21 protein-coding genes are annotated in these 23,942 nt (G+C 71.2%); 12 read left to right on the forward strand and 9 right to left on the reverse strand.

Features of this window, described 5'->3' with window-relative positions; all coding sequences use genetic code 11:
- Positions 1–974: AraC family transcriptional regulator (locus ACWCQ1_RS10695; protein WP_451026278.1), on the reverse strand; the 974-nt coding region annotated here is incomplete at its 3' end.
- Positions 975–1,120: 146 nt separating this feature from the next.
- Here ACWCQ1_RS10695 and tkt point away from each other — a divergent pair.
- The 8 genes from tkt to ACWCQ1_RS10735 all read left to right on the forward strand — a co-directional run bounded on the left by tkt (position 1,121) and on the right by ACWCQ1_RS10735 (position 11,597).
- A complete protein-coding gene (gene tkt / locus ACWCQ1_RS10700) occupies positions 1,121–3,214 on the forward strand; it encodes a transketolase (protein WP_358596047.1) in 2,094 nt (697 codons plus the stop codon).
- A 22-nt stretch (positions 3,215–3,236) separates the two neighbouring features.
- On the forward strand, positions 3,237–4,421 hold the full coding sequence (tal, locus tag ACWCQ1_RS10705; protein WP_358596732.1) for a transaldolase: 1,185 nt from the start codon (positions 3,237–3,239) through the stop codon (positions 4,419–4,421).
- Positions 4,418–5,962, forward strand: coding sequence for a glucose-6-phosphate dehydrogenase (zwf, locus tag ACWCQ1_RS10710; RefSeq protein ID WP_207929664.1), 1,545 nt, complete (start codon positions 4,418–4,420; stop codon positions 5,960–5,962). The genes tal and zwf overlap by 4 nt, the downstream gene beginning before the upstream one ends.
- Positions 5,959–6,885 carry a glucose-6-phosphate dehydrogenase assembly protein OpcA gene (opcA, locus tag ACWCQ1_RS10715; protein ID WP_133041968.1) on the forward strand — a complete coding sequence of 309 codons (927 nt, stop codon included), beginning with the start codon at positions 5,959–5,961 and terminating at the stop codon, positions 6,883–6,885. Before zwf ends, opcA begins: the two co-directional genes overlap by 4 nt.
- Before the next feature lies 1 nt (position 6,886).
- The gene (pgi, locus tag ACWCQ1_RS10720; protein ID WP_358596051.1) at positions 6,887–8,539 is read left to right on the forward strand and encodes a glucose-6-phosphate isomerase; all 1,653 of its coding nucleotides are present in this window, start codon (positions 6,887–6,889) and stop codon (positions 8,537–8,539) included.
- Position 8,540: 1 nt separating this feature from the next.
- Positions 8,541–9,419 carry a phosphogluconate dehydrogenase (NAD(+)-dependent, decarboxylating) gene (gene gnd, locus ACWCQ1_RS10725; protein ID WP_133041966.1) on the forward strand — a complete coding sequence of 293 codons (879 nt, stop codon included), beginning with the start codon at positions 8,541–8,543 and terminating at the stop codon, positions 9,417–9,419.
- 7 nt (positions 9,420–9,426) lie between these two features.
- A complete protein-coding gene (locus ACWCQ1_RS10730; protein WP_133041965.1) occupies positions 9,427–10,020 on the forward strand; it encodes a histidine phosphatase family protein in 594 nt (197 codons plus the stop codon).
- A 113-nt stretch (positions 10,021–10,133) separates the two neighbouring features.
- The gene (locus ACWCQ1_RS10735; protein WP_358596056.1) at positions 10,134–11,597 is read left to right on the forward strand and encodes a membrane-associated oxidoreductase; all 1,464 of its coding nucleotides are present in this window, start codon (positions 10,134–10,136) and stop codon (positions 11,595–11,597) included.
- Here the strand turns inward: ACWCQ1_RS10735 and ACWCQ1_RS10740 are convergent.
- Both ACWCQ1_RS10740 and ACWCQ1_RS10745 read right to left on the reverse strand, forming a co-directional pair.
- Entirely contained in the window at positions 11,584–13,380 is a 1,797-nt protein-coding gene (locus tag ACWCQ1_RS10740; RefSeq protein ID WP_451026279.1) for a bifunctional sugar phosphate isomerase/epimerase/4-hydroxyphenylpyruvate dioxygenase family protein, read from the reverse strand. The two genes, ACWCQ1_RS10735 and ACWCQ1_RS10740, sit on opposite strands and share 14 nt — an antisense overlap.
- Positions 13,381–13,396: 16 nt before the next feature.
- A complete protein-coding gene (locus tag ACWCQ1_RS10745) occupies positions 13,397–14,272 on the reverse strand; it encodes a shikimate dehydrogenase (RefSeq protein WP_133041962.1) in 876 nt (291 codons plus the stop codon).
- A gap of 142 nt (positions 14,273–14,414) precedes the next feature.
- On the opposite strand from ACWCQ1_RS10745, the gene ACWCQ1_RS10750 reads away from it, so the two are divergent.
- Both ACWCQ1_RS10750 and ACWCQ1_RS10755 read left to right on the forward strand, forming a co-directional pair.
- Positions 14,415–15,080: a TetR family transcriptional regulator gene (locus ACWCQ1_RS10750; protein WP_133041961.1), complete on the forward strand. Its 666-nt coding sequence runs from the start codon at positions 14,415–14,417 to the stop codon at positions 15,078–15,080.
- A 210-nt stretch (positions 15,081–15,290) separates the two neighbouring features.
- Positions 15,291–16,631, forward strand: coding sequence for an MFS transporter (locus ACWCQ1_RS10755; protein ID WP_451026280.1), 1,341 nt, complete (start codon positions 15,291–15,293; stop codon positions 16,629–16,631).
- A gap of 74 nt (positions 16,632–16,705) precedes the next feature.
- Here the strand turns inward: ACWCQ1_RS10755 and ACWCQ1_RS10760 are convergent, their stop codons facing one another.
- Both ACWCQ1_RS10760 and ACWCQ1_RS10765 read right to left on the reverse strand, forming a co-directional pair.
- Positions 16,706–17,116 carry a VOC family protein gene (locus ACWCQ1_RS10760; protein ID WP_358596734.1) on the reverse strand — a complete coding sequence of 137 codons (411 nt, stop codon included), beginning with the start codon at positions 17,114–17,116 and terminating at the stop codon, positions 16,706–16,708.
- Between the two features lie 151 nt (positions 17,117–17,267).
- Positions 17,268–17,705 (reverse strand): PPOX class F420-dependent oxidoreductase, encoded by a 438-nt coding sequence (locus ACWCQ1_RS10765; RefSeq protein WP_133041959.1) that lies wholly within the window; start codon positions 17,703–17,705, stop codon positions 17,268–17,270.
- A 172-nt stretch (positions 17,706–17,877) separates the two neighbouring features.
- On the opposite strand from ACWCQ1_RS10765, the gene ACWCQ1_RS10770 reads away from it, so the two are divergent.
- Complete coding sequence (locus ACWCQ1_RS10770; protein WP_358596068.1) at positions 17,878–19,107, forward strand: serine hydrolase domain-containing protein; 1,230 nt, start codon at positions 17,878–17,880, stop codon at positions 19,105–19,107.
- A gap of 6 nt (positions 19,108–19,113) precedes the next feature.
- On the opposite strand, the gene ACWCQ1_RS10775 is transcribed toward ACWCQ1_RS10770, so the two are convergent.
- Genes ACWCQ1_RS10775 through ribA form a run of 4 tightly spaced genes read right to left on the reverse strand, consistent with a single transcriptional unit; the run spans position 19,114 to position 23,126 of the window.
- The gene (locus tag ACWCQ1_RS10775; protein WP_451026281.1) at positions 19,114–20,268 is read right to left on the reverse strand and encodes a saccharopine dehydrogenase family protein; all 1,155 of its coding nucleotides are present in this window, start codon (positions 20,266–20,268) and stop codon (positions 19,114–19,116) included.
- A complete protein-coding gene (locus tag ACWCQ1_RS10780) occupies positions 20,261–21,319 on the reverse strand; it encodes a saccharopine dehydrogenase (RefSeq protein ID WP_451026282.1) in 1,059 nt (352 codons plus the stop codon). Before ACWCQ1_RS10780 ends, ACWCQ1_RS10775 begins: the two co-directional genes overlap by 8 nt.
- Positions 21,316–22,455: an NAD(P)/FAD-dependent oxidoreductase gene (locus ACWCQ1_RS10785; protein ID WP_451026283.1), complete on the reverse strand. Its 1,140-nt coding sequence runs from the start codon at positions 22,453–22,455 to the stop codon at positions 21,316–21,318. Before ACWCQ1_RS10785 ends, ACWCQ1_RS10780 begins: the two co-directional genes overlap by 4 nt.
- Before the next feature lie 11 nt (positions 22,456–22,466).
- Complete coding sequence (gene ribA, locus ACWCQ1_RS10790) at positions 22,467–23,126, reverse strand: GTP cyclohydrolase II (RefSeq protein WP_208776788.1); 660 nt, start codon at positions 23,124–23,126, stop codon at positions 22,467–22,469.
- A gap of 38 nt (positions 23,127–23,164) precedes the next feature.
- Here ribA and ACWCQ1_RS10795 point away from each other — a divergent pair, with 38 nt between their 5' ends.
- Positions 23,165–23,929 (forward strand): creatininase family protein, encoded by a 765-nt coding sequence (locus ACWCQ1_RS10795; RefSeq protein ID WP_358596080.1) that lies wholly within the window; start codon positions 23,165–23,167, stop codon positions 23,927–23,929.
- The last annotated feature ends 13 nt before the right edge of the window (positions 23,930–23,942 follow it).

Raw genomic sequence — 23,942 nt, forward strand, 5'->3', positions numbered from 1 at the left:
ACCTTTCGGGATGGGCATGTCAACCGATGGCACTGAGTGTCTGAAACGTGTCTGTGCTGAGAACCGACGTCGGCGACCTCGGCCCGGAACGCCGCCGGTGTCATGTCCGTGTGCTGCTGGAAGAACTTGGAGAAGTTCGCGGCGTCCGGGAAGCCGACGGCCGCGCCGACGCGGCCGATCGGGAGATCGGTGTGGGCCAGGAGCCGCTTGGCCTCCAGGACGACCCGTTTGTCGATGAAGCCCTTGGGGGTCTCGCCGGTGGCGGCGCGGACCGCGCGGACGAGGGTGCGGCGGGAGTAGCCGAGGGAGTCGGCGTAGGCGCTGACGCTGTGGTTGGTGGCGAACTGCTTCTCCACGGCGTCCCGGAAGAGGGTGAAGGTGGTGTCCGACTGACCGCCGGCCGCCCGGGCCGAACTCGCCGCCAGATGGGCGAGACGGAGCAGGAACGCCGTCAGACTGTGGCGCAGGACCGCCGTGTGAAGACTCAGCGGAAGGGTCGTGGTGTCCTCGTACTCGTATCGCAACTGCGTCAGGGCCGAGCGCAGGGCGGCCAGTTGGGCGTCGTCCGGGCGCAGCAGGGGCGGGAGGTCGTAGCGGTACAGGCCGGTCGCCTCCACCGTGGCACGCGGCAGGAAGCCCGGCTGCATGGTCAGCACGGTTCCGCGGTACTCGCTGGCATTCGGGAAACGGTGGACCTGGCCCGGGCGGATCCACAGCACGTCCCCCGCCCTCGCCTCGTACTCGGCGAAGTCGATCATGTGGCGGACGGGGCCGTCGTCGAAGAGCATCACGACATGGAAGTCGATGCGATGGACGCGGTGCAGCGGGGCATCCGCGTGCCAGGTGCGGCCGGCTCCCATCGGGCCGACCTGCATGCCGACCCCGCACACACTCAGCTCGACCGGGAAGGGGAACGTTCTGATCACGTCCACGCCCCCGTCACCGTCGCCGCCTTGGATGGTTCTGTCCGCCATGTCCCTCTCACGCCGCCCGGCTGGTGCTGTCGGTGTCCCACTTTCACCACAGGCTGGCACACGAGGACCTACCACCGTAAAAGTCAGACTTTTAAGTTTGAACGCGTCAGGCCAGAAACACCGCTGCGAGTGAGGACTTCCTGAAGATGAGCACGCAGACACCGGACAGCTTCGAATGGACCGAACTCGACCGACGCGCCGTCGACACCGCGCGACTGCTGGCCGCCGACGCCGTACAGAAGGTCGGCAACGGCCACCCGGGCACCGCGATGGCGCTCGCGCCGGCCGCCTACACGATCTTTCAGAAGGTGATGCGCCACGATCCCGCGGACCCCGAGTGGACCGGCCGGGACCGTTTCGTCCTCTCCCCCGGCCACACCTCGCTGACCCTCTACACCCAGCTGTTCCTCTCCGGCTACGAGCTGGAGCTCGATGACCTCAAGGCCTTCAGGACCCACGGGTCCAAGACGCCCGGTCACCCCGAGTACGGCCACACGGCGGGCGTGGAGACCACCACCGGCCCGCTCGGCCAGGGCGTCGCCAACGCCGTCGGCATGGCGATGGCCGCCCGCTACGAGCGCGGTCTGTTCGACCCGGAGGCCCCCGAGGGCACCTCCCCCTTCGACCACACCATCTGGGCGATCGTCTCCGACGGCGACCTGGAGGAGGGCGTCTCCGCCGAGGCCTCCTCCCTCGCCGGGCACCAGAAGCTCGGCAACCTGGTCTTCCTCTACGACGACAACCACATCTCCATCGAGGGCGACACCGCGACCGCCTTCTCCGAGGACGTCCTGAAGCGGTACGAGGCCTACGGCTGGCACACCCAGCGCGTCGAGCCCGCCGAGGACGGCGACATCGACGTACCGGCCCTGTACGCGGCGCTCAGGGCCGCCCAGGCCGAGACCGGCCGGCCCTCCATCATCGCGATGCGCACGATCATCGCCTGGCCCGCGCCGAACGCGCGCAACACCGAGGCCGCCCACGGCTCCGCGCTCGGCGCCGACGAGGTCGCCGCCACCAAGCGCGTCCTCGGCTTCGACCCCGAGCGGTCCTTCCAGGTCGACGCCGACGTCCTCGCCCACACCCGCGAGGCCCTCGACCGCGGCGCCGAGGCGCACGCGGCCTGGGACAAGCAGCTCGACAAGTGGCGCGGCGCCGACCCGGAGCGCGCCGAGCTGTTCGACCGGGTCGTGGCCGGCCGGCTGCCCGAGGGCTGGGAGGAGGCCCTGCCGGTCTTCGAGGAGGGCAAGTCGGTCGCCACCCGCGCCGCCTCCGGCAAGGTGCTGCAGTCGCTGGGTGCCGTGCTGCCCGAGCTGTGGGGCGGCTCCGCCGACCTGGCCGGCTCGAACAACACCACCATCGACAAGACCAGCTCCTTCCTGCCGAAGGGCAACCCGCTGCCCGGGGCCGACCCGTACGGCCGTACCGTCCACTTCGGCATCCGCGAGTTCTCCATGGCCGCGGAGATGAACGGGATCGCCCTGCACGGCAACACCCGCGTCTACGGCGGCACCTTCCTGGTGTTCTCCGACTACATGCGCAACGCGGTGCGGATGTCGGCGCTGATGCAGCTGCCGGTGACCTACGTCTGGACGCACGACTCCGTCGGTCTCGGCGAGGACGGCCCCACGCACCAGCCGGTCGAGCACCTGGCCGCGCTGCGCGCCATCCCCGGTCTGAACGTGGTCCGCCCGGCCGACGCCAACGAGACCGCCGTCGCCTGGGCCGAGATCCTGAGGCGGCACGCCACCGACCCGGCCCCGCACGGACTCGCGCTCACCCGTCAGGGCGTGCCGACGTACGCCCCCAATCCCGATGCGGCGAAGGGCGGTTACGTCCTGAGGGAGTCCTCGAAGGGGACCCCGGACGTGATCCTCATCGCCACCGGCTCCGAGGTGCAGCTCGCCGTCGCCGCGCGGGAGCAGCTGGAGGCCGAGGGGATCGGCACCCGCGTGGTGTCGATGCCGTCGGTGGAGTGGTTCGAGGAGCAGCCCCGCGAGTACCGCGAGAGCGTGCTTCTGCCGTCGGTGAAGGCCCGCGTCGCGGTCGAGGCGGGCATCGGCCTGACGTGGTACCGCTTCACGGGTGACGCGGGACGCATCGTCTCCCTGGAGCACTTCGGCGCCTCCGCCGACGCGAAGACCCTGTTCGCCGAGTTCGGCTTCACCCCCGAGAACGTCGCCGCCACGGCCCGGGCTGTGTTCAATTCAACGACAGGCCCCGCCGCCGCCCGCGGTTGATCCGATCGCCAGAAAGAAGATGATCAGTACCATGACCGAAGCAACCGCCACCGCGGGAGCACTCGAGCGCCTCACCGACGAAGGCGTCTCCATCTGGCTCGACGACCTCTCGCGCGGGCGCATCGAGACCGGCAACCTCGCCGAACTCGTCCGCGACAAGCACGTCGTCGGCGTCACCACCAACCCCTCCATCTTCCAGGCCGCCATCGGCTCCGGCGAGGGCTACGAGGAGCAGCTCGCCGACCTGGCCGTGCGCGGCGTGACGGTCGAAGAGGCCGTACGGATGATGACCACCGCCGACGTCCGCGCCGCCGCCGACGTCCTGCGGCCCGTGTACGACGCGACCGGCGGCCGGGACGGCCGGGTCTCCATCGAGGTCGACCCTCGTCTGGCCCACGACACCAGGGCCACCGTCGCCGAGGCCAAGCAGCTCTCCTGGCTCGTCGACCGGCCCAACGTCATGATCAAGATCCCGGCGACCCGGGCCGGCCTCCCGGCGATCACCGAGGTCATCGGCCTCGGCATCAGCGTCAACGTCACGCTGATCTTCTCCCTGGAGCGCTACCGCGAGGTGATGGACGCCTACCTCGCCGGCCTGGAGAAGGCGCAGGCCAGGGGCCTCGACCTCGCGGCCATCCACTCGGTCGCCTCCTTCTTCGTCTCCCGGGTCGACTCCGAGATCGACAAGCGGCTGACCGGCCTGAGCTCCCCCGAGGCGACCACCCTCAAGGGCCGGGCCGCGCTGGCGAACGCGCGGCTGGCGTACCAGGCTTATGAAGAGGTGTTCGGCTCCGCCGGCGACCCGTCCCGGTCGTCGGACCGCTGGACCGCCCTCGCCGGCGCCGGCGCCAACCGGCAGCGCCCGCTGTGGGCCTCGACCGGCGTGAAGGACCCCGCGTACAAGGACACCCTGTACGTGGACGAGCTGGTCGCCCCGGGCACCGTGAACACGATGCCGGAGGCCACCCTCGACGCCACCGCCGACCACGGCGGGATCACCGGTGACACGGTGACCGGCGGCTACGCGCAGGCGCGCGCCGACCTGGCCGCCGTGGAGGCCCTCGGGATCTCGTACGAGGAGGTCGTGCAGCAGCTCGAGGACGAGGGTGTCGCCAAGTTCGAGACGGCCTGGCAGGACCTGCTGGAGGCCGTCGCCAAGTCCCTGGACAGCAAGTCCCCGGACAGCGAGGGAGTGGACGCGGAATGACCGAGATCCCTGCCACCGTCGACTGGGAGAACCCGCTGCGCGACCCGCGCGACCGGCGCCTCCCCCGTATCGCCGGCCCCTCCGGCCTGGTCATCTTCGGCGTCACCGGTGACCTCTCCCGCAAGAAGCTGATGCCGGCCGTCTACGACCTGGCCAACCGCGGTCTGCTGCCGCCCGGCTTCTCGCTCGTCGGGTTCGCCCGCCGGGACTGGGAGGACGAGGACTTCGCGCAGATCGTGCACGACTCCGTGCGCGAGCACGCGCGCACCGAGTTCCGTGAGGAGGTCTGGCAGCAGCTCGCCGAGGGCATGCGGTTCATCCCCGGCGACTTCGACGACGACACCGCCTTCAAGCAGCTGAAGTCGGCCGTCGAGGAGCTGGACGCCTCCCGCGGCACCGGGGGCAACTTCGCCTTCTACCTCTCCGTGCCGCCGAAGTTCTTCCCGAAGGTCGTCCAGCAGCTGAAGAAGCACGGCCTGGCGAACGCGCCCGAGGGCTCCTGGCGGCGCGCGGTCATCGAGAAGCCGTTCGGCCGCGACCTCGCGAGCGCCCGTGAGCTGAACGCGGTCGTGCACGACGTCTTCGAGCCGGACCAGGTCTTCCGCATCGACCACTACCTCGGCAAGGAGACCGTCCAGAACATCCTGGCGCTCCGTTTCGCCAACGAGATGTACGAGCCGATCTGGAACCGGTCCTTCGTCGACCACGTCCAGATCACGATGGCCGAGGACATCGGCATCGGCGGCCGCGCCGGCTACTACGACGGCATCGGCTCGGCCCGTGACGTCATCCAGAACCACCTGCTGCAGCTGATGGCGCTGACCGCCATGGAGGAGCCGGCCGCCTTCGACGCCGAGTCGCTGCTCACCGAGAAGCTGAAGGTCCTCAAGGCCGTGAAGCTGCCGGACAACCTCGGCGCCCACACGGTGCGCGGACAGTACGCCGAGGCCTGGCAGGGCGGCGAGAAGGTGCGCGGCTACCTGGAGGAGGACGGCATCGACGCGTCCTCCACGACCGACACCTACGCGGCCGTCAAGCTGAACATCGACAACCGGCGCTGGGCGGGCGTGCCGTTCTACCTGCGCACCGGCAAGCGGCTGGGCCGCCGGGTCACCGAGATCGCGGTCGTCTTCCAGCGCGCCCCGCACTCGCCCTTCGACTCCACCGCCACCGAGGAGCTCGGCGAGAACGCGATCGTCATCCGCGTCCAGCCCGACGAGGGCATGACGGTCCGGTTCGGCTCCAAGGTCCCGGGCACCTCGATGGAGATCCGGGACGTGTCGATGGACTTCGCCTACGGCGAGTCCTTCACCGAGTCCAGCCCGGAGGCGTACGAGCGGCTCATCCTGGACGTACTGCTCGGCGACGCCAACCTTTTCCCCCGCCACCAGGAAGTGGAAGAGTCCTGGAAGATCCTCGACCCGATCGAGGAGTACTGGGCGAAGAACGGCAAGCCCGCGCAGTACGCCTCGGGGACCTGGGGACCCGAGGAAGCCGACGAGATGCTCGCACGAGACGGACGGAGCTGGCGCAGGCCATGAAGATCGACCTGACCGACACCACGGCAAGCAAGATCAACAAGGCGCTGGTGCAGGGTCGCCGCGCCATCGGTACGCCTGCCGTGGGCATGGTCCTGACGATGGTGATCGTCACGGACGAGGAGAACGCCTACGACGCGATCAAGGCGGCCGAGGAGGCCTCGCACGAGCACCCCTCGCGCACCCTGGTCGTCATCAGGCGGCAGGCCCGCACCCCGCGCGACCGCGTCGCCTCCAAGCTCGACGCCGAGGTGCGCGTGGGCTCCGACGCGGGCACCGGTGAGACGGTCGTGCTGCGCACCTACGGCGAGGTGTCCGACCACGCCGACTCGGTCGTGCTGCCGCTGCTGCTGCCGGACGCGCCCGTCGTGGTGTGGTGGCCGGTGGACGCGCCCGAGGTGCCCTCGAAGGACCCGCTGGGCGCACTGGCGCAGCGCAGGATCACCGACCTGTACGCCGTGGAGAACCCCCTCGAGGCACTGGAGACCCGGGTCCGCTCCTACGCGCCCGGCGACACCGACCTCGCCTGGACCCGGCTGACGCCCTGGCGCTCGATGCTGGCCGCCGCCCTGGACCAGGCACGGGCGCAGATCATCTCGGGCGCGGTGGAGGCCGAGGCCGAGAACCCCGCCGCCGAGCTGCTGGCGCGCTGGCTGGAGGCGCGGCTGAACGTGCGGATCGACCGTGTCGTCACGGCCGGCCCGGTCGTCACCGCCGTGCGCCTGGGCACCACCGACGGCGAGATCGTCATCGACCGCCCCGAGGGCCCGCTGGCCACGCTGTCCCTGCCGGGCCAGCCCTCCCGCACCCTCGCCCTGAAGGTCCGCACCACCTCCGAGCTCATCGCCGAGGAGCTGCGCCGCCTCGACGCCGACGAGATGTACGCGATCGCCCTGCGCGGCGAGAGCGCGAAGGAGACCGTCTGACATGGCCGACACCCCAAGCCTCACCCGGCGTCCCGAGTGGACCGCCCTGGAGGACCACCGCGCCCAGGGCGAACCCGGGCTGCGGGAGCTGTTCGACACCGACCCCGGGCGTGCGGAGCGGTACGTCGTACACGTGGGCGATCTGCGCATCGACTACTCCAAGCACCTGATCACCGACGAGACCCTGGCCCTGCTGCGGGAACTGGCCACCGCCACCGACGTGTTCGGGCTGCGGGACGCCATGTTCCGCGGCGAGAGGATCAACACCACGGAGAACCGCGCCGTGCTGCACACCGCGCTGCGCGCCCCGCGCGACGCGGTGGTCGAGGTCGACGGCGAGAACGTCGTGCCGAAGGTGCACGCCGTGCTGGACAAGATGACCGGCTTCGCCGAGCGGGTCCGCTCCGGCGAGTGGACCGGCCACACCGGCAAGCGGATCCGCAACGTCGTCAACATCGGCATCGGCGGCTCGGACCTCGGCCCCGCGATGGCGTACGAGGCCCTGCGGGCCTTCACGGCACGGGAGCTGACCTTCCGCTTCGTGTCGAACGTGGACGGCGCCGACCTGCACGAGGCGGTGCGCGACCTGGACCCGGCGGAGACGCTGTTCATCGTCGCCTCCAAGACGTTCACCACGATCGAGACGATCACCAACGCCACCTCGGCCCGTTCCTGGCTGCTGGAGGGCCCGGACGGTCTGGGCGACGACAAGGCGGTCGCGAAGCACTTCGTCGCCCTGTCGACGAACGCCGGGAAGGTCACCGAGTTCGGCATCGACCCGGACAACATGTTCGAGTTCTGGGACTGGGTCGGCGGCCGCTACTCCTACGACTCGGCGATCGGCCTCTCCCTGATGATCGCCATCGGCCCGGACCGCTTCCGCGAGATGCTGGACGGCTTCCGGATCGTCGACGAGCACTTCCGGAGCGCCCCTGCCGAGGCCAACGCCCCGCTGATCCTGGGCCTGTTGGGCATCTGGTACGGCAACTTCCACGACGCCCAGTCGCACGCCGTGCTGCCGTACTCGCACTACCTCTCCAAGTTCACGGCGTATCTGCAGCAGCTGGACATGGAGTCCAACGGCAAGTCGGTGCAGCGTGACGGGCGTCCGGTGGAGTGGCAGACCGGACCGGTGGTGTGGGGCACGCCCGGCACCAACGGGCAGCACGCCTACTACCAGTTGATCCACCAGGGCACCAAGCTGATCCCGGCGGACCTGATCGGCTTCGCCCGCCCGGTGGACGAGCTCAGCGCCGAACTCAAGGCGCAGCACGACCTGTTGATGGCCAACCTGTTCGCGCAGGGCCAGGCGCTCGCCTTCGGCAAGACCGCCGACGAGGTGCGCGCGGAGGGTGTGCCCGAGGAGCAGGTCGCGCACCGCACCTTCCGGGGCAACCACCCCACCACGACCATCCTGGCCCGCGAGCTGACCCCGTCGGTCCTCGGCCAGCTGATCGCCCTCTACGAGCACAAGGTGTTCGTCCAGGGCGCGATCTGGAACATCGACTCCTTCGACCAGTGGGGCGTCGAGCTCGGCAAGGTGCTCGCCAAGCGCGTCGAACCCGCCCTGACCCAGGGCGCGGACGTCCCCGGCCTCGATCCCTCCACCACCGCACTCGTGGCCGCCTACCGCGACCTGAAGGAAGGCAACTGACATGCAGATCGGACTGATCGGTCTCGGCAAGATGGGCGGCAACATGCGCGAGCGGATCCGCCGCGCCGGCCACACCGTCATCGGCTACGACCGCAACCCCGACCTCTCCGACGCGACGAGCCTCGCCGAACTGGTCGACAAGCTGGAAGCTCCGCGCGTGGTCTGGGTGATGGTCCCGGCCGGCGCCGCCACCCAGTCCGTCGTCGACGAGCTCGGCACCCTCCTCTCCCCCGGCGACACGGTCGTCGACGGCGGCAACTCCCGCTGGACGGACGACGAGAAGCACGCCGAGGAGCTGGGCGCCAAGGGCATCGGCTTCGTCGACGCGGGTGTCTCCGGCGGTGTGTGGGGCCTGCAGAACGGCTACGCGCTGATGGTCGGCGGCGACAAGGAGCACGTCGAGCGGCTCCACCCGATCTTCGAGGCGCTCAAGCCGGAGGGCCCGTACGGCTATGTCCACGCGGGCAAGGTCGGCGCCGGGCACTTCTCCAAGATGGTCCACAACGGCATCGAGTACGCCATGATGCAGGCCTACGCCGAGGGCTGGGAGCTGCTGGAGAAGGTCGCCTCGGTGGACAGCGTCCGCGAGGTCTTCCGGTCCTGGCAGGAGGGCACGGTCATCCGTTCCTGGCTGCTGGACCTGGCGGTCAACGCCCTCGACGAGGACGAGCACCTCGACAAGCTCAAGGGCTTCGCGCAGGACTCCGGTGAGGGCCGCTGGACGGTGGAGGCGGCCGTCGACAACGCCGTCCCGCTGCCGACGATCACGGCCTCGCTCTTCGCGCGGTTCGCCTCCCGCCAGGACGACTCCCCGCAGATGAAGATGGTCGCGGCGCTGCGCAACCAGTTCGGCGGCCACGCCGTCGAGTCGAAGGAGTAGTCCGGCCGTGGGGGACCTTCTCCTGGTCCGCCACGGCGAGACGGAGTGGAGCCTTTCGGGACAGCACACCAGCTTCACCGACCTGCCCCTCACCCAGCACGGTGAGGAGCAGGCCAAGTCCCTCGCTCCACTCCTCTCGCAGCGGACCTACGCACTCGCCCTGACCAGCCCGCTCGGCCGCGCGATACGCACCGCCGAACTCGCGGGCATCCCCTCGCCCGAGGTCGAACCCGACCTGCACGAGTGGGACTACGGCGCCTACGAGGGCGTCACCACCGTCGAGATCCACCGCACCCGCCCGCACTGGGACCTGTGGCTGCACGGTGTCCCACCCGGCCCCGACGGCCACCCGGGCGAGTCCCCGGCCGAGGTGGGCGACCGCGCCGACCGGGTGCTGGCCCGGGTGGACGCCGCCCTCGCCAACCGCTCGGGGGACGTGATCCTCGTCGCGCACGCCCACTTCCTGCGCGTCCTGACCGCCCGCCGACTGGGCCTGCCGCCCGCCGAGGGACGGCTGTTCCAGCTCTCCACGGGCACGGTCAGCCGCCTGTCGACCGAGCACGGCCGCCCGGTCGTCGCCGAGTGGAACACCCGGCCATAGCCCTCCCGGCCCGGACCACGCCCGCTCCGCGCTCGCTCGACACCGCAGACGAGCAGACGCGTCGGTGCCGTGGCCCGGGCCGCTGCCGTGTGCGGGCGTTAGAGTCCCGCCCTGTGGAGATCAACGAACTGACGCCGGCCGAGCGGCGGGTGTGGCGGGCGTTCGCCACGGGGAAAGCGGTCGACTTCGGTACGGGGGACGACGAGGGCCCGGCCGAGGGCGTGCGGTGGGGACCCGAACGGACGCTGCGGGCGGCCGTGTTGCGGGCCCTGCTGCTCAACGGGCCCGAGGAGCCGGGTGAGATAGCCGCGCTGAAGGTGGACGGCGCCCGGATCACCGGCGTCCTCGACCTGCGGTACGGCACGAGCGACCACGCGGTCCGGCTGAGCCACTGCCACTTCGAGAAGGTCCCGCAGCTGTACGGCGCGCGACTGCGCCAGCTCAACCTGAGCGACTCGGTGCTGCCCGGGCTGTCCGCGGCGACGGTCCGGGTCGAGGGGGTGCTACGGCTCACGGACTGCCGGTTCCTGGGGCCGGTACGGCTGGGCGGGGCGCACATAGCGGGGGCGCTGTTCGTCGACCGGGGCGCGTTCGAGGCGGCCGGCGCCGAGGAGCCGGTGCTGCAGCTCAACCAGGTGACGATCGGGGACGACCTGTGGGCACCGGGTCTGCGGGCACACGGTCAGGTCCGGCTCACCGGAGCATCCGTGTCCGGCGCGGTGAACCTCCGCGACACCGAGTTCGACCACCCCTCGGGCACCGCCCTCGACGCACAGAACCTCACGGTGGGCAGCGACGTCCGGGCCGCGTGCCTCACCGCGCACGGGCGGGTGGACTTCCGGGGCTCCCGCATCCCCGGCTGCCTCGATCTGCTGCACGCCCGCCTCTCCCGGCCGGGCGGGACGGCCCTGCGAGCCAGCAGCAGCGTGATCGGCGAACTCTGGCTGCGCGGCGGTGACCGTGTCGACGGCGCGCTGAACCTGCGCCGGTCCCACATCGAACTCCTCACCCTCGAACCGGCGATGCTGCCCGGCGAGGTGTACGTCAGCGAGCTGACCTACACGGCCCTCACCCCGCACGTGCCCGCCGAGCACCGCCTGCCCATGCTCGAGCGCGACGGCGACGGCTATGTCCCCTACGCCTACGAGCAGTTGTCGGCCGCCTACCGCCGGGTCGGCGACGACCACGCCGCCCGGCTCGTGCTGCTCGCCAAGCAGCGCCGTCTGCGCTCGACCCGCGCCTGGTACGGCCGCGTCTGGGGCTACGTCCAGGACGCCACCGTCGGCTACGGCTTCCACCCGCTGCGCGCCGCCGTCTGGCTGCTGTCGCTGCTGGCCGTCGGCTCGCTCGCGTACGCCCTGCACCACCCGCGCCCGCTCAAGGCGTCGGAGGCCCCGCACTTCAACCCCGTCTTCTACACCCTCGACCTGCTCCTGCCGGTGATCTCCTTCGGCCAGGAGGACGCCTTCGCGCCGAGCGGCTGGTACCAGTATCTCGCCTACGTCCTGATCATCACCGGATGGATCCTGGCCACCACGGTCGTCACCGGCGTCACCCGGACCGTCAGCCGCCAGTGAGACGGCGGGCGGCGTGCTGGGCGGCGAGGCGGACGGGGGCGTTCGAGGCGCCGTACCCGCGATACCCGCCGTCCCGCTGGACGAGTTCGAAGAAGACGCGGCCGACGGTCCTGGTGTAGCAGTGCCGGAACTCGCCGTGCGCGTCACGGTCGTAGAGGATGCCGAGTTCGCGGTAGGTCGCCAACTCGCCGTCGGTGAGGTCGAATCGGGCGGCGAGGTCGTCGTAGTGGTTCGCCGGTATCGGCAGCAGCGCGCCACCGGCCGCGCGGAACCGGCGCGCGGCGGCCACCACGTCGTCGGTGGCGAGGGCGATGTGCTGGGCGTGGACGGTGTCGTCGGCGGGCGCCGGGCCGACGGACAGGGCGATACGGACGCTTCCGTCGGCGGCGGCGACGGCGCGGCTGCGCAGCAGTCCGTACGGGTCGGCGACGTCCACGCTCTCCTGCGCGGCCAGGCCGAGCACGCTGCGGTGGAAGAGGGCGGCCTGGTCGAAGTGGTGCCAGGGCTGGACGAGGGCGAGATGGTCGACGCCGGTCACGGCCGTGCCGGGTCCGGCGCCGGGGACGTCCTCGAAGTCGGCGCGCCAGTTGGGGAGTTCGGGGTGGTCCGTCGCGCAGAAGAAGAGTTCCGTGCCGTCGGGCGCCGCCACGGCCTCCAGCGGGGCGTCCTCAGCCGCCCGCCGGCGGGGCAGCACCGGTGCCAGCAGCGCCTCGGCGCGACGGGCCGCTGCGGCCGGGTCCGGTGACTCCAGGCCGATCGCGGCGAGTGTGGTGCCGTCGCGGCGGGCGGCGGGCCCGGTGTTGACCAGGACACGGGCCTCGCCCTGCTGCCACAGGTCGACCGGCTTGCCCCGGTGCCGTGCCGTGCGGGCGAAGCCGAGGGCGCCCAGCACCTCGGCGACCGGCTCGGCGTCGGGGGTGACCAGCTCGGCGAAGGCGACGCCGGTGGGGACGACCGGGGCGGGCAGCTCGGCGAGGCCCACCGTCTCCTGCAGGACGAGGAGGGAGCGGTGCGCGTCCACGGCGGTCGGGCCGGCCTCCGCCTGGCGGAAGACGTCGTTGAAGACCTCGAGGGAGAGGGGTCCGGCGTATCCGGTGCGCAGCACGTGCCGTACCAGCCCGGCGACGTCGAAGCCGCCCTGGCCGGGAAAGCAGCGGTGGTGGCGGCTCCACTGCAGCACGTCCATGGCGAGCAGTGGGGCGTCCGCGAGCTGGAGGAAGAAGATCTTCTCGCCGGGGATGTCCTCGATGCCCTTGGGGTCGCTGCCGCGCGAGAGGATGTGGAAGCTGTCGAGACAGGTGCCGAGCGAGGGGTGGCCCGCCGTCTCGACGACGTGCCAGGCATGGTCGTACGTGCTGATGCGCCGTCCCCAGGCCAGCGCCTCATAGGCGACGCGGATGCCGAACTCCCTTGCCAGATCGGCGAGTCGGGACAGCTGCTCGGCGGCCAGGGCGTCGTCGTCGACGGCCGACGGGGAGACGCTGGAGCAGACGAGCACCGTGTCGGCGCCGAGGCGCCGCATCAGCTCGAACTTGTGGCGGGCGCGCCGCAGATTCCGCGTGAACTCCTCCTCGGGCACGGCCTCGATGTCCCGCAGGGGCTGGTAGAGGTCGATGCCGAGTCCGAGGTCGGCGCAGCGGGCCCGGATCTCCTCGGGGGCGAGGGGGCTGGCGAGCAGGTCGTTCTCGAAGATCTCGACCCCGTCGAAGCCGGCCCGGGAGGCGGCGGTGAGCTTCTCCGTGAGGGATCCGCTCAGAGAGACGGTGGCGATGGACGTACGCACCTTCGACTACCTCACTTCACTTCGGGGCGGTGACGGCGCCCGCCAGTTCCCCGATGTCCGAGAGCATCCGGGCCGCGTCGGGTTCCCGGCCGGTGAACAGGCGGAACGCGTCCGCTGCCTGGAAGGCGGCCATCCCGCCGCCGTCCAAGGTGGCGCACCCGACGGCACGGGCCGCGCGCAGCAGCTCGGTCTCCAGCGGCCGGTAGACCACCTCGGCGACCCACAGCCCGGGACGCAGCAGCTCCGCGGCGAAGGGCAGGCCCGGGTGCGCGGCCATCCCGGTCGGTGTGGCGTGGACGATGCCGTCGGCGCGGGAGAGCAGGTCGGCGAGCCGGTCCGGCGTGGCGGCGGCGGCCCGTCCCGCGCCGAAGTGCCGGTTCAGCCCCGCCGCCAGATCCACCGCCCGCTCGGCGAGCGCGTCGACGACGGTGACCCGACCGGCGCCGAGGGTGAGCGTGGCGTGCGCGACGGCCGCGCCCGCGCCGCCCGCGCCCAGCTGCACGACCCGCTCCAGCGGCACGTCGGGCAGACCGCGGGCGAAGGACGCGGCGAACCCGGTGACGTCGGTGTTGTGCCCGGTCGCCCGTCCGTCCTCGAAGACGACGGTGTTGACCGCGCCCAGCGCCTCGGCCTGCGGGGCGAGGGCGTCCAGGTGCCCGATGACCAGCTGCTTGCAGGGGTGGGTGATGTTCAGCCCGTCGAAGCCGAGGTCGCGGGCGGCGCGCACCAGGTCGCCCACGGACCCCTGGGGCAGGCCCAGCTCGTCGATGTCGATGAGCCGGTACACATAGCGCAGGCCCTGGCGGTCCGCCTCCCGCTCGTGCAGCGCCGGGCTCAGCGAGGGCCCGATGCCGGCGCCGATCAGTCCGACGAGAAACGAGTCCTTGGCCACACGGACCTCCTGAGCCGATGGTTAATGTACGAACCAGTACGTTAGCTATATCAGCCGCCCGGCGCCCAGGGAAGGTCCCGGCGCCGACCACCCGGGCGCCTTCTAGAATCTGCGGCACCGGTCCCACCTCCGAAGGAACCCGATGACCAGCGTCGACGAACCGGCACGACCCGGCGGACGGATCCGTGACGCCGCCCGCACCCAGGCCGAGATCCTCGACGTGGCCACCCAGGAGTTCGCCCGGGCCGGCTACGACGGCGCCCGCGTCGACGAGATCGCCGCCCGCACCCGCACCACCAAGCGAATGATCTACTACTACTTCGGCGGCAAGGAGCAGCTCTTCACCGCCGTCCTGGAGCGGGCGTACGGCGTGATCCGCGAGGCCGAGCAGGCCCTGGACGTCGAGCATCTGGACCCGGTGGCGGCCATCCGGCGGCTGGCCGAGCTCACCTTCGACCACCACGAGCAGCACCCGGACTTCATCCGGCTGGTCAGCATCGAGAACATCCACGGCGCCGAGCACATCGCGGCCTCCGGGAAACTCGGCAGGATCGGCTCCCCGGCGCTCGACGTGATCCGCCGCATCCTGGCCGCCGGGAAGGAGTCCGGGCTGTTCACGGCGGACGTCGACGCCGTCGACCTGCACGCGATGATCAGCTCCTTCTGCTTCTTCCGGGTCTCCAACCGGCACACCTTCGGCGCCCTCTTCGGCCGCGACCTGGTGGACCCGGCACAGCGCGAGCACTACCGCGCCATGCTGGGCGACATGGTGATCGCCTACCTGACCGCGGAGCGCACGGCGGACTGAGGGTCACGGAACGCGACCCCTTGACAGGCGGGAAACGCGAGCGCAACATCCCACCCACCGCTACTAACTATCCAGTGGGTTAATTAGCCGCCTGATCCGGCTCCCCGCTCGCCCTCCCTTCCCCCTGCCCTTCCCCTGTCCCCTTCCCCTCTCCGTCTCCCCTTCTCCATTCGCTCCGCTTACGTTGGAGCCCCCCGAAGGAGCAACGCCGTGTCCGTCCCCGCCGAAGCCGTCGGGCAACCGAAAAAGGCCGCAGCAGCAGCCTGGATCGGCAGCGCCCTGGAGTACTACGACTTCTTCATCTACGGCAGCGCCGCCGCGCTGATCTTCCCGAAGGTCTTCTTCGACGCGTCCGACCCGGCCGACGCGACCCTGCTGTCGCTGGCCACCTTCGGCGTCGCGTACGCCGCGCGGCCCGTCGGCGCGCTCTTCCTCGGTCACTTCGGTGACCGGGCGGGCCGCAAGAGGATCATGGTCTTCACGCTGATCCTCATGGGTCTGTCGACGTTCCTGATCGGCTGCCTGCCCACCCGCGCCCAGGTGGGCTCGCTCGCGCCGGTCCTACTGGTCCTGTGCCGCGTCCTGCAGGGCGTCTCCGCCGCCGGCGAGCAGGCCAGTGCCAACTCGATGACCCTGGAACACGCTCCGCCGCACCGGCGCGGCTTCTTCACCAGCTTCACCCTCAGCGGCACCCAGGGCGGCCAGCTCATCGCCACCCTGGTCTTCATCCCGGTCGCCGCCCTGCCCGAGGACCAGCTGCTGTCGTGGGGCTGGCGCGTCCCGTTCTGGGCGAGCGTCGCGGTCGCCGCCGTCGGGTACGTCATCCGGCGCCGCCTCGAGGAGACTCCGGTGTTCGCCCGGCAGGCGGCGACCGAGGGCGTCGTGAGGATGCCGCTGCTCGTACTGCTGCGGGAGCACTCGGGGGATGTCCTGCGGGTGATCGGGGGCGCGCTCATCGCCTCGGTCTCCACGATCTTCACGGTGTGGGCGCTGGCCTACGCCACCAGCGACTCCGTCGGCATGTCCCGCTCGTCCATGTTGTGGGTGGGGGCGCTCGCCAACGCGGCCGCGCTCGCCGCGATCCCGCTCTGGGCGCGGCTGTCGGACCGGATCGGCCGCCGCCCTGTGTTCCTGGTCGGCGCGGTGGGCAGCGCGGTCACCATGTTCCTGTACCTGTGGGCGATCTCCAGGGGCGACTACCCGCTGGTGCTGTTCCTGGGCATCGTCGCCTTCGGCGTCGTCTACAGCGCGGCGAACGGTGTCTGGCCGTCCTTCTACGGCGAGATGTTCTCCACTCGCGTCCGGCTGTCCGGCATGGCCGTCGGCACCCAGATCGGCTTCGCCGTCGCCGGTTTCGCGGTGACCTTCGCGGCGGAGATCGCGGGCCCGGACGGCACCGACTGGTCCTCGGTCGCCCTCTTCACCGCGGCCCTGTGCGTCCCGCCGGTCATCGCGGCCCTCTCGGCCCGGGAGACCCACAAGGTCCCGACGGAGCAGCTCGGCGAGCGCGCGGCCCGGTCGGCGTCACAGCCGGAGACGGTCACGGCCTGAGCCCGCCCCGCCGAAGCGCCGCATGCGCCGGGATGCGTTCCCGGCGCATGCGGCGCACTCCTGTCCGGTCCCGGTCACGCGTTGGACCAGCCCCGCTCGCACAGAACCAGCCGGTACCCGTCCGGATCCTCGACGGTCACTCCCCACCGGTTCCAGTACGGATTGGGCGAGGCCACCCGCTTGCCGCCGTGCGCCTCCAAGCGGTCCACCAACTCCTCCGGCACCGGCCCGTCGACGTAGACGACCAGCAGGTCCTCCTCGGTGGGCCGGGGTTCCACCGGCCGGGCGGGCTCGTGCACCAGCTCCAGGTGCCATCCCGCGTCCGGCCACCCGACCATCAGCAGGTCGTGCTCACCGGGTTCCGAGCCGCCCTCGGTCCGCCACACCACGCTCAGCCCGAGCCCCTCGACCCAGAACCGCTCGGCGGCCGCGAGATCCCTCGAGGGCCGGGCGACACGAACATGGCTGCGTCCGTCGACGGGCATCATGACCTCTTCCTGAGCTGCGCTGTCTTCTCCGGTGAGCCTAGGCAGCCAGTGCGCCCCGGACCATCGGTCGTCCGCCCTGCGCCCGGAGCCCTAGGACCGCGTGACCGTCTCAGCCCTGGTCGGCACGCATCGGGATGCCGTAACCCCCTCAGCCCTCGTCGGCGCGTTTCGGGATGCCGTACGCGCGGTCCACCTTCAGGCGCACCACCAGCCGGCCGTCGCGGACCATCGCGGCGCGGTAGTCGTCCCAGTCGGGGTGCTCGCCCAGGACGTCCCGGTAGAGCCGGATCAGCTCCTCGACTGTGTCGTCCTGGGGATCCTTCGCGACGGGCGAGAGCTCCGCGGTGCCCTCGACGACCGTGTAGGCCCAGCGGTCCGGGCTGGAGACGTGGTACGAGGCGCGCGGGTCCCGGCGCAGATTGCGGGTCTTGGCGCGGTCGTCCGTGACCGAGATCCGGACGATGCCCTCTTCCGGGTAGTAGTGGTGGCTGACGTTCGACAGCTGGGGGCGGCCGTCGCGCTTGAGAGTGACCAGCACTCCGCCTCGGTGTTCGGAGAGCAGCTCGAGCAGTGTGTCCTGAGTCATACCGCACTCAACCCGTCCGGCGGATGCCCGCATTCCCAAAACGCTCCCTTACGGAGATCAATCCCGGTCAACAGGGGGACCCGGCCCCTGTTCCTGCGCAACGATGAGTTCTGGGGCCGGTGTGACGCGACACGCCGCACCGGGCCTCGACGAGCGCATTCGGAGGAGAGCGATGGCACAGCTGCGACAAGAGGTGGACCCGGAAGAGGCCGGGCTGGACGTGAAGGCACTGGACCGCCTTGACCAGCATCTCGCCCACTTCGTCGACGAGGGACGCCTGCCCGGCTACCTGGTGGCCGTGGCCCGCTCCGGACGTGTCGCCCACCTCACCACCCACGGCCGGCGCGACGTCGCGGCCGGGCTGCCTGTCGAGCCGGACACGCTGTGGCGGATCTACTCCATGACCAAGCCGGTCACCACCGTCGCCGCGCTGATCCTCGTCGAGGAGGGCCGGCTCTCACTGGACGACCCGCTCGCCCGGTACCTGCCGGCCTTCGCCGAGCCGCGGGTGTACGAGAGCGGCTCCGGGGCCGATGTCCGCACCCGACCGGCGTCCGGGCCGATCCTGATCCGCCACCTGCTGACCCACACCGCGGGCCTGACCTTCGGCTTCTACCACTCCCACCCCGTCGACGCCCTGTACCGCGCGGCCGGCCTGGAGTCGTCGGTGGTGCCGGGCACGAACCTCGCCGAGACGGTCGACGTGTACGCGGGTCTGCCGCTGCAGTTCGAGCCGGGCACGGAGTGGAACTACTCGGTGGCCACCAATGTGCTCGGCAGGGTCGTCGAGGTGGTCTCGGGGCAGCCGCTCGACGCGTTCTTCGCGGGGCGCGTCCTCGGCCCGCTCGGCATGACCGACGCCGGATTCCACGTCACCGACGAACAGGCGCCGCGGCTCGCCGAGTTGTACGGCGAGACCGAGGGTTGCGGCATCGAGCCGGTCCCGGGGCTGCCGTTGCGCGGACGCCCGCGTCTGCTGTCCGGCAGCGGCGGCATGGTGGCCTCGGCGCACGACATGCACCGCTTCATGGAGTTCCTGCGCCGTCGCGGCGAACTCGACGGCGTCCGTCTGCTGAAAGCCGAGACGGTCGACCTGATGACCGAGAACCATCTGCCCGGCGGCGCCGACCTGCGCGCCTTCGGCAGCCGTCCGGTCCACGACGAGCCGAACAACGAGGGCGTCGGCTTCGGACTCGGTGTCTCCGTCGTCATCGACCCGGACCGCACCCCGACCCCGTCGAGCCTCGGCACCTACGGCTGGAGCGGCGCCGCGTCGACGACCTTCTGGGTCGATCCGCGCCGCGAACTGACGGTGCAGTTCATGACCCAGGTCCGGCCGAAGACCCCGCTGGGGGTCATCCCGGACCTCAGGCGCCTGGTGCACGAGGCGGTCACCGGCTGAGCCCGCCTACTGGTCGACGCGCAGGCTGAACTCCAGCCCTTCCTCGGCCAGTTCACCGAGCCACCGCTCGGACCGGGCGGCCGTCTCCGCCGCCCGGTTCAGGCCCGCGGGCAGGGTGTGGTCGAGGATGTGGCGGACGCCCAGGGCCAGGGGACGGGAGACGCAGCGGGCCATCGCGCTCTCCTGGGCGTCGCCGACCAGGTCGAGGAGGTAACTCCCCGACCAGCTCCGCCCCTGTCCCGCCCGCACGTCCAGTGACACGGCGAGCACCACCCGGTCCCGGTCGGCGTCCGTGGTCGGGTAACGGTCGGCCAACTCCCGTGCCAGCGCGGCGATACGGGCGTCGTCCCCGCCCTTCAGCTCCTCGAAGACCGTCTCCCAGGCCCGCAGCCAGCCCGCCGGCCGCAGCGTGCCGCGCACGAAGGAACGCGCCTGCCAGGCGGCCGGCAGCCCGTACTGCTCGACGAAGGGGACGCTGTCCCGGTTCGGGTACACCTCGAAGGTCTCGCCGTCCAGGACGTGCGGCCGGGTGACCTCCCAGGGCCGGTCGGCGGTGACGGCCACTCCGTCCTCGAGGTAACGCGCGGGCGAGCGCAGGGCGTTGAGGACGCCGGCGGGTGCCCAGCTGAAGCGGTACCTGAAGTCGTTCGGGACGGCGGGGATGCCGCCGCAGTAGGAGGTGAAGGCGTACGAGGCCGCCGTGGCGTCGCCGACGGCCTCACGGGCGCGGGCGACGAGGCTGTGGGCGAAGAGGTGGTCGATGCCGGGGTCGAGCCCGGCCTCCGTGAGGACGACCAGGCCGGCCTTCTCGGCCTGGGGGACCTGCTCCAGGACGGTGTCTGAGACATAGCTGGAGCAGGCGAAGTGGGCGCCGCCGGCCACGCAGGCCGCCAGGACGCCGGTGTGCTCGGGTGCGGGCAGCATCGACACGACGACGTCGCCGGGCGCCAGTTCGGCGGTGAGCGCGGGGAGCGTGTAGGCGCGGGGTTCGGCGCGTCCGGTGAGGCCCAGCCGGCCGAGGGCGTCGGCGGCGCGTTCCTCGGTGCGGTGCCACAGCCGTACGCGTGGGGCGCTGTCGCAGAGCCGGGCCAGACCGCTGCCCGTGGACAGTCCGGCGCCGATCCAGTGGACGGTGCCGCTCGCCATGACGCGGTCAGCCACGGAACTCCCCTTCATCGATGCCGAGTTCACGGCAGGCCTGGTGGAACCGCTCCAGACAGCGGCCCCACGGCCCGCCGGCCCCGAACTCCAGCAGCTGCATCACCAGCGCCGCGGAGAAGTCGGTGCTGGACTCGCGCGGGAGCAGGGAGGGCAGGTTGTCGATGGCGATGAGGTCGAGCGGGGGTTCCTTGCGCAGGCGTCGGGCCGGCTCCGTCCAGTCGGTGGTGCGGTCGTAGACCGGCAGGACGTTGAGGGGCGAGCCGACGTCGCAGGTGACGTCGCAGAGGGTGCGCAGGCGGCGGGCCGGGTCGTCGAGGTCCTGCTCGCGCACGAAGGGCGGGACGGGGCTGGTGGCGAGGACGCAGTTCACCATGACGTCGTGGGCGAGCAGCGCCGGGCGGTCCAGGTCGCGGGTCTCGGCCAGGTCCCAGCAGGTCGGCTCGATCCCGGCCGTGTGGAGGGCGACGCGGGCTCCCCGGCCGCTGCGGCCCAGCGCACCGATCACCAGGGCCGTGAACTCCTCGTCCTCTTCGGCGCGTCGGAGCGTCTCGTCCAGCTCCTCCTTCGACGTGGGCGTGAGGGGGGCGACCAGTCTGCCCCGGTGCTGGAGCACGGCGAGGGCGGCGCCGAGGTAGCCGGCCCAGAAGCCGAAGGCGGCCAGCCGGCGGCCGTCGTCGTCCACCAGGTACTCGAGGTCGAGGAGTCGGCCTCCCCCGGCGGCGAACCGCCGCAGCAGGGTCTCCGCTCCCGGCTGCCGCTTGTAGGCGTGACCGAAGAAGATGTGACGGTGAGTCAGTTCCGCCGGTCCGTCCGGGAGTTCCTTGAGCCCCAGGATCACGGCGTCGCGGGGCGCCGACACCCACGTCCCCGAGGGCGCGACCGCGCAGCCCGCCGCCTCGTACTCCTCGATCGGGAAGATCCGCTGCGGGGACTCCTCCACCGTCAGCGTCACTCCGGCCTCGACGAGCCGACGGGCGTCGGACGGCACGATCGGTGTGCGTCGTTCGGTCGTGCGGTCCTCGTGGCGCAGCCACAGGTGGAGCTCTGTCATACGAGGTTGGCCTCCGGGCGCGGGGCGTCGGCCGCGAAACGGTCGGCGCTCAAGGGGCTGACGTCCACGAAGGGTACGCGGCCCAGGTACAGGTCGCGGATCACCTCGCCGACGGCAGGCCCCTGCAGGAAGCCGTGCCCGGAGAAGCCGGTGGCGTACAGGAAGCGGGAGACGGAAGCGGCCTCGCCGATCAGGGCGTTGTGGTCCGGGGTGATCTCGTACAGGCCCGCCCAGGTGCCGGTGCGGCGCAGGTCGAGCAGGGCCGGGGCGCGCTGTTCCATCGCGGCGGCCAGGCGGGGGATCCAGCGGTCGTGGGGGTCGGTGGCGAAGCCGGGCTGCTCGTCGGGGTCGGACATGCCCAGCAGGAGACCGGGGCCCTCGGCGTGGAAGTAGAGGCTGGTGGTGAAGTCGATCGTCATGGGAAGGCCGGGCTCCAGGCCCGCGACGGGTTCCGTGACGGCGATCTGGCGGCGCAGCGGCACCACCGGCAGCTGGACGCCGGCCATCGCGCCGACCGCCCGGGACCAGGGGCCTGCCGCGCAGATCACCGTGTCGGTGGCGATGCGGCCGAGGGTGGTGGACACGGCGGTGACGGTGGTGCCCTGCCGTTCGATGCCGGTGGCCTCGGTGTGGCGCAGGATGCGCACGCCGAGGGCGCGGGCGGCGGAGGCGTAGCCGTGGACGACGGCCTCGGGGGTGCAGTGGCCGTCGTCCGGGGAGAAGGCGGCGGCGAGCAGGCCGTCGGTGCTGATCAGCGGCGACAGCTTGCGGGCCTCCTTCGGGGTGATCAGGCGGCTGGGCACGCCGAGGGAGTTCTGCAGCCTCACGCCCGCCTCGAAGGAGGCGACCTCCTCCGGCGTCGACAGCAGGAACAGATAGCCGACCCGGTGCAGCCCGATGTCGTACCCGATCTCCTCCTGGAACCGGCCGAAGGCCTCCAGGCTGCGCGCGCCGAGCTGGATGTTGAGCTCGTCGGAGAACTGCGCCCGTACCCCGCCCGCGGCCTTCGAGGTGGAGCCGGAGGCGAGTTCGTCCCGTTCGACGAGGACGAGGTCACGGACCCCGGCGGCGGCGAGGTGGTAGGCGATGCTCACGCCCATCACCCCACCGCCGATGATCACGGCGTCGGCCCGCATCCGCACCGCGATCAGGACAGGTGGGCGACGGCGTCCAGGTGCGGCAGCACATGATCGAGCCGTTCCCGCTTGGTGCGCAGGTAGGTGATGTTGCTCTCGCACGGCTGGATCAGCAGCGGGACCGTTTCGGCGACCTTGATGCCGTGCTGCAGCAACGCCTCGCGCTTGCGCGGGTTGTTGGACATCAGACGGACCGAGTTCACGCCCAGGTCGTGCAGGATCTCCGCCGCGACGCCGTAGTCCCGGGCGTCCACCGGCAGTCCGAGCGCCAGGTTCGCCTCGACCGTGTCCAGGCCCTCCGCCTGCAGCGCCATCGCCCGCAGCTTGGCCAGCAGACCGATGCCGCGGCCCTCGTGGCCCCTCAAGTACACGACGATGCCGCTGCCTTCGGCGACGACGGCCTTCAGCGCGGAGGCCAGCTGGTCGCCGCACTCGCAGTGCTGGGAGCCGAACGCGTCACCGGTCAGGCACTCGGAATGCAGACGCGTGAGAACGTCGTCCGTGCCGATCTCGCCGTACACCAGGGCGACTTGTTCGTCACCGCGGTCGTGATCCATGTAGCCCACCGCCCGGAATTGCCCGTACACCGTGGGCAGCGGTGCATTCACGATCCGTTCCACACCCGTGCGCTGCGGGGACTTCTTGCCGAGGACGCCGATTTTATCTGTCATGATCTGATTCCTAAACAGAGACGAAAGGCCGTGAAGAAATGAGTGGTTCGGGCGCGCGTACGGCGGCGGACGGGCTGGTGCCGGCGGACACTACGGAAGAGGTACGGACCAGAGCGGCGGGTGTCTCAACGCAGGTCGCCGTCCTTCCGGTGGGCAGCTTCGAACAGCACGGTCCGTTCCTTCCGCTGGTGACCGACACGCTGGTCGCGTGTGCCGTGGCCCGGGAGATCGCCGCGGCGTACCCGGTGCACCTCCTCCCTCCGGTGACGATCTCCTGCTCGCACGAGCACGCGGCCTGGCCCGGTACCGTCAGCATCTCCTCGGTGACCCTCCACGCGGTGGTTCGGGACATTGCGGACTCGCTGCGCCGCTCCGGCGTCGACGTCCTGGTGGTCGTCAACGGGCACGGCGGCAACTACGTGCTGGGAAACGTCGTCCAGGAGGCCTCCGCGCGCGGCGAGCGCATGGCGCTGTTCCCGGCCGCCGAGGACTGGGAAGCGGCTCGGCAGCGGGCGGGGGTCACCACCTCGCTGCTGACCGACATGCACGCGGGAGAAATCGAGACCTCCATCCTTCTGCACGCTCACCCGGAATTCCTCCGGCCCGGTTATGAGACCTCCGATTTCGTCGCGGACGACCGTCGCCATCTGCTCACCCTCGGTATGGCCGGCTATACCGATTCGGGCGTCATCGGACGCCCTTCGCTCGGTTCCGCGGAAAAGGGGAAGGAACTGCTGGCGAGCCTCGCGGATTCCTTCGGCGCGTATTTCTCGCTGCTCACGTCGGCGGACGACCGCGGGTAGCCGGCACCGGCGT

This window comes from Streptomyces sp. NPDC002144, from assembly GCF_053593695.1.

Excerpts from the sequence above, each read along its gene's own strand:
- tkt (WP_358596047.1), top strand. The coding sequence starts at position 1,121 with ATGAGCACGCAGACACCGGACAGCTTCGAATGGACCGAACTCGACCGA.
- zwf (WP_207929664.1), top strand. The coding sequence starts at position 4,418 with ATGACCGAGATCCCTGCCACCGTCGACTGGGAGAACCCGCTGCGCGAC.
- opcA (WP_133041968.1), top strand. The coding sequence starts at position 5,959 with ATGAAGATCGACCTGACCGACACCACGGCAAGCAAGATCAACAAGGCG.
- pgi (WP_358596051.1), top strand. The coding sequence starts at position 6,887 with ATGGCCGACACCCCAAGCCTCACCCGGCGTCCCGAGTGGACCGCCCTG.
- gnd (WP_133041966.1), top strand. The coding sequence starts at position 8,541 with ATGCAGATCGGACTGATCGGTCTCGGCAAGATGGGCGGCAACATGCGC.
- ACWCQ1_RS10750 (WP_133041961.1), top strand. The coding sequence starts at position 14,415 with ATGACCAGCGTCGACGAACCGGCACGACCCGGCGGACGGATCCGTGAC.
- ACWCQ1_RS10760 (WP_358596734.1), bottom strand. The coding sequence starts at position 17,116 with ATGCCCGTCGACGGACGCAGCCATGTTCGTGTCGCCCGGCCCTCGAGG.
- ACWCQ1_RS10765 (WP_133041959.1), bottom strand. The coding sequence starts at position 17,705 with ATGACTCAGGACACACTGCTCGAGCTGCTCTCCGAACACCGAGGCGGA.
- ACWCQ1_RS10770 (WP_358596068.1), top strand. The coding sequence starts at position 17,878 with ATGGCACAGCTGCGACAAGAGGTGGACCCGGAAGAGGCCGGGCTGGAC.
- ACWCQ1_RS10780 (WP_451026282.1), bottom strand. The coding sequence starts at position 21,319 with ATGACAGAGCTCCACCTGTGGCTGCGCCACGAGGACCGCACGACCGAA.
- ACWCQ1_RS10785 (WP_451026283.1), bottom strand. The coding sequence starts at position 22,455 with ATGCGGGCCGACGCCGTGATCATCGGCGGTGGGGTGATGGGCGTGAGC.
- ribA (WP_208776788.1), bottom strand. The coding sequence starts at position 23,126 with ATGACAGATAAAATCGGCGTCCTCGGCAAGAAGTCCCCGCAGCGCACG.
- ACWCQ1_RS10795 (WP_358596080.1), top strand. The coding sequence starts at position 23,165 with ATGAGTGGTTCGGGCGCGCGTACGGCGGCGGACGGGCTGGTGCCGGCG.